At 29.7% G+C, this 6041-nt stretch carries 6 protein-coding genes; 3 read left to right on the top strand and 3 right to left on the bottom strand.

Features of this window, described 5'->3' with window-relative positions:
* The 3 genes from K354_RS0102975 to K354_RS0102965 form a co-directional block, all read right to left on the bottom strand.
* The coding region (locus K354_RS0102975; protein ID WP_024954025.1) for a hypothetical protein at nucleotides 1–367 on the bottom strand (367 nt) is incomplete at its 3' end.
* Nucleotides 368–544: 177 nt separating this feature from the next.
* Nucleotides 545–1192: a Crp/Fnr family transcriptional regulator gene (locus tag K354_RS0102970; protein WP_024954024.1), complete on the bottom strand. Its 648-nt coding sequence runs from the start codon at nucleotides 1190–1192 to the stop codon at nucleotides 545–547.
* 84 nt (nucleotides 1193–1276) lie between these two features.
* On the bottom strand, nucleotides 1277–3127 hold the full coding sequence (locus K354_RS0102965; RefSeq protein WP_037940145.1) for an aryl-sulfate sulfotransferase: 1851 nt from the start codon (nucleotides 3125–3127) through the stop codon (nucleotides 1277–1279).
* A gap of 205 nt (nucleotides 3128–3332) precedes the next feature.
* On the opposite strand from K354_RS0102965, the gene K354_RS0102960 reads away from it, so the two are divergent.
* From K354_RS0102960 to K354_RS0102950, 3 genes are all read left to right on the top strand, one after another.
* Entirely contained in the window at nucleotides 3333–4472 is a 1140-nt protein-coding gene (locus K354_RS0102960; RefSeq protein ID WP_024954022.1) for an MFS transporter, read from the top strand.
* Between the two features lie 71 nt (nucleotides 4473–4543).
* Nucleotides 4544–5773: a DEAD/DEAH box helicase gene (locus K354_RS0102955; RefSeq protein ID WP_024954021.1), complete on the top strand. Its 1230-nt coding sequence runs from the start codon at nucleotides 4544–4546 to the stop codon at nucleotides 5771–5773.
* A gap of 55 nt (nucleotides 5774–5828) precedes the next feature.
* Nucleotides 5829–6041, top strand: coding sequence for a DUF4177 domain-containing protein (locus K354_RS0102950; RefSeq protein WP_217994596.1), 213 nt, complete (start codon nucleotides 5829–5831; stop codon nucleotides 6039–6041).

The following is a 6041-nucleotide window of genomic DNA, read 5'->3' as shown; positions in this document are numbered from 1 at the left end:
TATAGTATGTAAATTTCATCTTTTTAAGAAGACCTTTTTTATCTAGAGGATCTTTTATTCCATTAGCTAAATCTCTTGCTTGTGCTACTGCCATTAGGTTTGAACCTTGTTGACCATATGTACCTTTTGTATATAGATGCCATACTTCAAAGTTTACACCAGGAATAGAGTGAATTACTTTCTCTGTTACTGCTTTATCATATTTATAACAAAATGGACATGTATAGCTCCATACTTTAACTATAGTTCCTTTTTCTACACCTACAAGTGGTGTCTCAAGAGTCTTATAATTAACTCCCTCCTTATAATCCGCTCCAAATAGTGCTACTGCACTAACTACTAATGCTAAAATTACTTTTCGCAACATTTTTCTTTCCTTTTATATATCTTTACTTAAAGATGTATTTTAATTTTATAAATTAATTATATAGAAATAACAATGAAAGTTTTTAATGTAGATTAAAAGAAGTAAATAGTGTTTTTATAGTATTTAACAGGAATTTAGTTCAAAAAATTGTAAAATAAAAATGGACTTTTTATAAGATTAAAATTTATGAATGAAAAGCTCTTCTAAAGCTTTTTTATCTTTAATTATAATTTTAAATTTTTTATCTTCAATTAACTTGTTTTTCCTAAATTCTTTAAGAATATTAGAGAGTGTTGGTTGTTGGATATTGAGTATTATTGAGATTTCCCCAAGTTTTAGACTTTCCAAAAGTGTTTCATGATATAAAAGGAAACAAGCTACTTTTTCTGTTGCATTATAAAATTTTTCATTGACAACAAAATGTCGATAATTTGTTAATTTATGACTAAGTGATCGTAACATTTTATAAAGTATTTCTGGCCTATTCATATAATGACTTTCAAATTTGGCAAAATCAATTTTTATTACTTCACCATCTGTAAGAAATTCGGTATTGATTATAACAGGTTTAATTGTTTCTTGAAGGAGAAAACCTTCCCCTATAAGACATGGAGATTTAAAGATATGCCAAACTATTTTTTTATTATTACTATCTACTTGAAATGCCATTACTGTTCCCTTTAGAAGAAAATATAGCTTATCAAGTATTTCACCACTATAAAATAGTATTTCACCTTTATTATATTTTTTTTGAAAACTAAAATCTAAAATATGTTCAACTTCACTATTTTTTAAATTAAAAAACTCCTTTAACTCTTGAGCCATTAATACCCTTAATAATTAATTATATAGCATAATCAATTATAACATAAAAAGAGGCATATACTATAAGATATGCCTCTTTTAGGATTATTTACCACTAAATGCTTTACTAACACTAATCGGCATTGCTTGGTATCCTGCGCCCGTACCATAAAATTTCATTTGAACAGAAGGAACAGTTGAACCCCATTTAAATTCTACAATTTCTGGTTTTGGTGCTCCCATAGGTTTACCTTTTTTAAAGTCATATCCACCCATACCAGCTGTTGCTGAATAAACCATTATAGAGTCTTTATCTTTTTCATACTCTGTAATTGAAGTAATAGGTGAGTACCATTCATTACCTCTTTGTTTACCATATTCCCATACTTGTTGGACAGTCATTTTCTTTTGATCAATTTTATAAATAACAGCACGTGAATATTTCATACTAGCTATAGCAGGTTGCTCAAGACCACGACCATCTCCGTTATCAAAAACTGAAAGATAAGTAACATCTTTATTTGATTTACTATCGATTACGAAAGCAGTATGTTGTGTCCATGTCCAATCAAATCCACCTTTATCTTCATCAAGGTAACCTGGACATTTACCATTTTCACAAACAATTTTATTTCCTTTTGCATCAATTGGTGTAAGAAGTTTATCTTGATATTCTTTACCCCAGCCTTCATGTGCACCAAGAATCCATTTTACTTTTTTATCACGACCAATTTTAATATTTGCAGATTGATGACGAGAACTAATGATGATACTATCATCACTTTTATCATAATCAACAGAGTTTACATGTGCCCAGTTTCTACCAGGTCCTGAACCAACAATATCACCAAAATGGTCAGATTTATCCATCTTTGCAATATCTTCTTTAGTCATAGTATGTCCAGAAGCAGATGCATCAACATTTAAACATACAGCACCTTGATCTAATGATGTCATAACAGTAGAACGATATGGATCTAAAATATCATATAGTTTCCAATCATCAACAACATTACCCTGAGCATCTACTTCAAGGATTACATCACGAACAGTTCTAACATTTCTTCCATCTGGTCTTTTTTTATTTGAAGATGCTACACGTAAAATGAAATTTCCATTATCTAGAGATTCCATTGAGTGAGAGAAGTCATTGTATGATTTTGGTAGTTGTCTATCAAAAATTTCACGACCCATTAGATCATATTTTACATAACGTTGTCCAAAACCCCAACTTAGAGCACCATCATTATTTTGTTGAAAGCCCATCATAATACCTGTTCTAAACATGTTATCATATTGTATTAGTTCTTCAGTATTGATATACCAGCGTACTTCACCATGTGTATCAACAATAAACGCATTTGAAGGATAGTTCCACTCTAATGCACCACCAGCTGGATTATTCCATATCATTTGAGCAGATTTTGCATTTTTCCCTTGAATGTTGTTAACAAGATACAATCTATCACTAAACTCTTTATCAACTTTTTTAACTTCTACTTTTGCAAACGGTAGACCATTTTGTCCTCTTTTACCAGAACCAGTTTGATATACAGGTGGTGCATAAATAGTATATGCTTCTTTAATTTTTTCTATTTTTCCATTGAAGTTACGTGTATATTTTACTTCAATCTTATTTTTATAATCTGCATATAAACCAAAAACAGGAATACCGCCATTTTGTTTTATCTTGTTATCTGTTACATCATATTCTATAACTTGACCACCTTTTTTAGGCACAATTTTTACATGAACATCACTTAAATCGTAACCACCATCTCTAATCACAGCTGTTAAAGGTGCATATCCATAAGGATCCATTTCAACTTGCCCAATTTTTCCTGTTACTTGATAATCAATTTTTGGACCACTCGGACCACCTAGTGCCATTACATTAACTGGTGCAACACTTATTAACATTCCTGCAACTAAAGCTGATGAAAGTAAAGTACCCATCTTCATTTTATATCCTTTTTTCATCTTTTCTTAAAGATGATTTTTAGTTTTGTAAGCTAATTGTAAACTAATAATAGAAAATAACTTTTAATCAACATTAAAAGTTTAGTTAAATAAACAATCTAAATTAAATATAAATACTAAAAAATAAATCACTAAAATGATATTTATTTAAAATTAGATAGAATGTCATCCAAGGATATAAATGGATAAAAGAATAACTTATTTTGCACTGTTAATTATTTCTCCTTTAACATTAATGACAAGTACTGTTTTAATGGCTTCGCTTCCTAATATTAGTGAATATTTCGCTGGAATGAAAAATATACATTTATTAAGCCAATTAATTGTAACTATCCCTTTTATTTCTATTACTCTCTTTGCACCTTTTGTTCATCATTTGACAAAAATATGGGAAAAGAAACAAGTTTTTATCTATGCTCTTTTTTATTGTGCAATATTGGGTGCATTTACTGGTATATTAGATAATATCTATTATATTTTGATAGCAAGATTTTTATTTGGATTTGGAATTGCAACTATTTCTAGTATTTTCTTCTCTTTGATTGGCGATTATTTTGAAGGACATCAACGTAACGTCTTTTTAGGACACCAACGCTCTTTTGCTTTTTTAGCAGGAATAGTCTTTACTATGCTTGGAAGCTGGGTTGGTAACTATTCATGGAGATACTGTTTTTTTCTATATTTACTTATATTTATTGTTGTAGCAACGAGTATTTTACTACTAAAAGGGAAAAACAATATTGTTGAAGAGATAAAACCTCAATCAGAACTATTCAAAAAGTATTTTCCTATTTTCTTTTTTTCTTTTTTACTTAATCTATTTTTTTATATTCTTCCAACACAACTTCCATTTTTACTAAATCAACTTGATTTAAATGCGTATATTGGAGTCCTTATTAGTTGTAATTTTTTACTCGCTATATTTAGTGCCTCCTTTTTTGGTTATTTGAATAAAAAGTTTACCTTGAAACAACTTCTTGTTGGTAGTTTACATTTAAAAGCTATCTCTTTTTTGATGATGGCTAGTGTTAGTACATTTGGATATTTTTTCCTTGCTAGTATTATCACTGGTATTTCAACAGGATTGATACACATATGTATTGCTAAATGGTTATTAGATAAAATTCCAGCAGAAAATAGATTGCAAGGAAGCTCATTTTTAACATCTAGTACTTACTGTGGTTTTTTTCTATCGCCAATTTTCTTCTATCCCATTAAACTATATGATGATTTTGATCTTATATTTTGGATATCAGGAGTATCTCTAATTCTAATTGCTTTTTATTTACATGCAAAGATGGAACACATTATAAAAGCTTAACTCTATTGGTACTTTAACAGCACGTTAAATCAAAATTAGATATACTAAATAACTTCCTTAGAAAGAAAAAAATGTCATTTAATAAATTTAAACTATCACAACAAATTGAACAAGCTTTAAAAACAAATAATTTTGAAAAAACAACCCCTATACAAGAAAAAGTAATTCCTCTTATCCTTGAGAAAGAAGATTTAATGGCAAGGGCCCAAACAGGAAGTGGAAAAACAGCTAGTTTTGTCTTACCTATACTAAATCTTTGGTTAGAAAATATGCCAGAAGGAAAACCTAAGATAAAAGCGCTTGTTATTACTCCTACAAGAGAGTTAACTCTGCAAGTAGCAGAAGTATTTAGAACTTTTAGTGAGTTTTTTGATAAGAAACCAAAAATAGTGAGTATTATTGGTGGACAGAGTATTGGTGATCAACTTTACAATATACAACAAGGTTGTGATGTAGTAGTTGCAACAGCAGGAAGATTGCTTGATGTCATCAGCAAAAAGCAGATGAATCTCTCAAAACTAGAATTTTTTGTTTTAGATGAAGCAGATAAAATGCTTGATTTAGGTTTTGCAGAAGAGTTAGACCTCATACTCAAAGAGTTACCTAAAACTCGTCAAAATCTTCTTTTTTCAGCAACTTATCCTCCTAAAATGATTGACATTGCAAAAAAAATAACTCTAAATCCTATCGAAGTTGAAGTTGAAAATGAGACACAAACTGTTCAAAATATAAATCAAAGAGCGATAGAAGTAAATCATAAAAATAGAGGACCACTTCTAAGACATCTTATTAAAACAAACCCATGGGAACTTGTTTTAGTTTTTATGGCTACAAAAAGAGCAACTGATAATATCGCAGAAAAATTTAGAAAACATGGTATAGAAGCAGAGTCCTTTCATGGTGGGCTTGAACAAGATGAAAGGGTATATACTCTAGAAGATTTTAAAGATAAAAAAATCCAAGTACTTTTTTCAACAGATATTGCAGCTCGTGGACTTGATGTTGATAATATAGATTGTGTTATAAATTTTGACCTTCCTCGATCTGCTGCTGATTATATTCATCGTATAGGACGTACAGCAAGAGCTGGGAAATCGGGTGATGCTATAACTTTCATAAGTCATGAAGATATGGCTCACTTTAAACTTATTGAAAAACGTTGTGATATCAAGCTTAATAAAGAGCAAATAGAAGGTTTTGAATTAGAAGGTGAAGCACCAAAACAAAAAAAAGGCAAAGCACCAGTTAAAGGTAAAAGAAAAAGTAAAAAAGATAAGTTACGAGAACAAGGACTTAAATAATATTTTTTAAGTTTAATGGATATATAATACACCTTAAATAAATTAAGGATAAATGATGACTTATAAAGAATACAAAGTAATACATGTTGTAGAAGGTGGACTAGGAACGATATTTTTAGGAGCATCAGGAATTCCTATAAAAAAAATGGAAACCGCTCTTAATAAAGAAGTAGTAGATGGATGGCAAGTTGTTTTTCAAGTTATAGAACAAAAAAGATTCTTATTATTTTGGACTAGAGAAGCTGTTGTAATTACGCTAGGAAGATAA

It is taken from the genome of Sulfurospirillum arcachonense DSM 9755 (genome assembly GCF_000597725.1).
GTDB classification, from domain to species: Bacteria; Campylobacterota; Campylobacteria; order Campylobacterales; family Sulfurospirillaceae; genus Sulfurospirillum_A; species Sulfurospirillum_A arcachonense.
The sequence above is the reverse complement of the archived record's forward strand: the minus strand, read 5'-3'. Positions and strand labels throughout refer to the sequence as shown.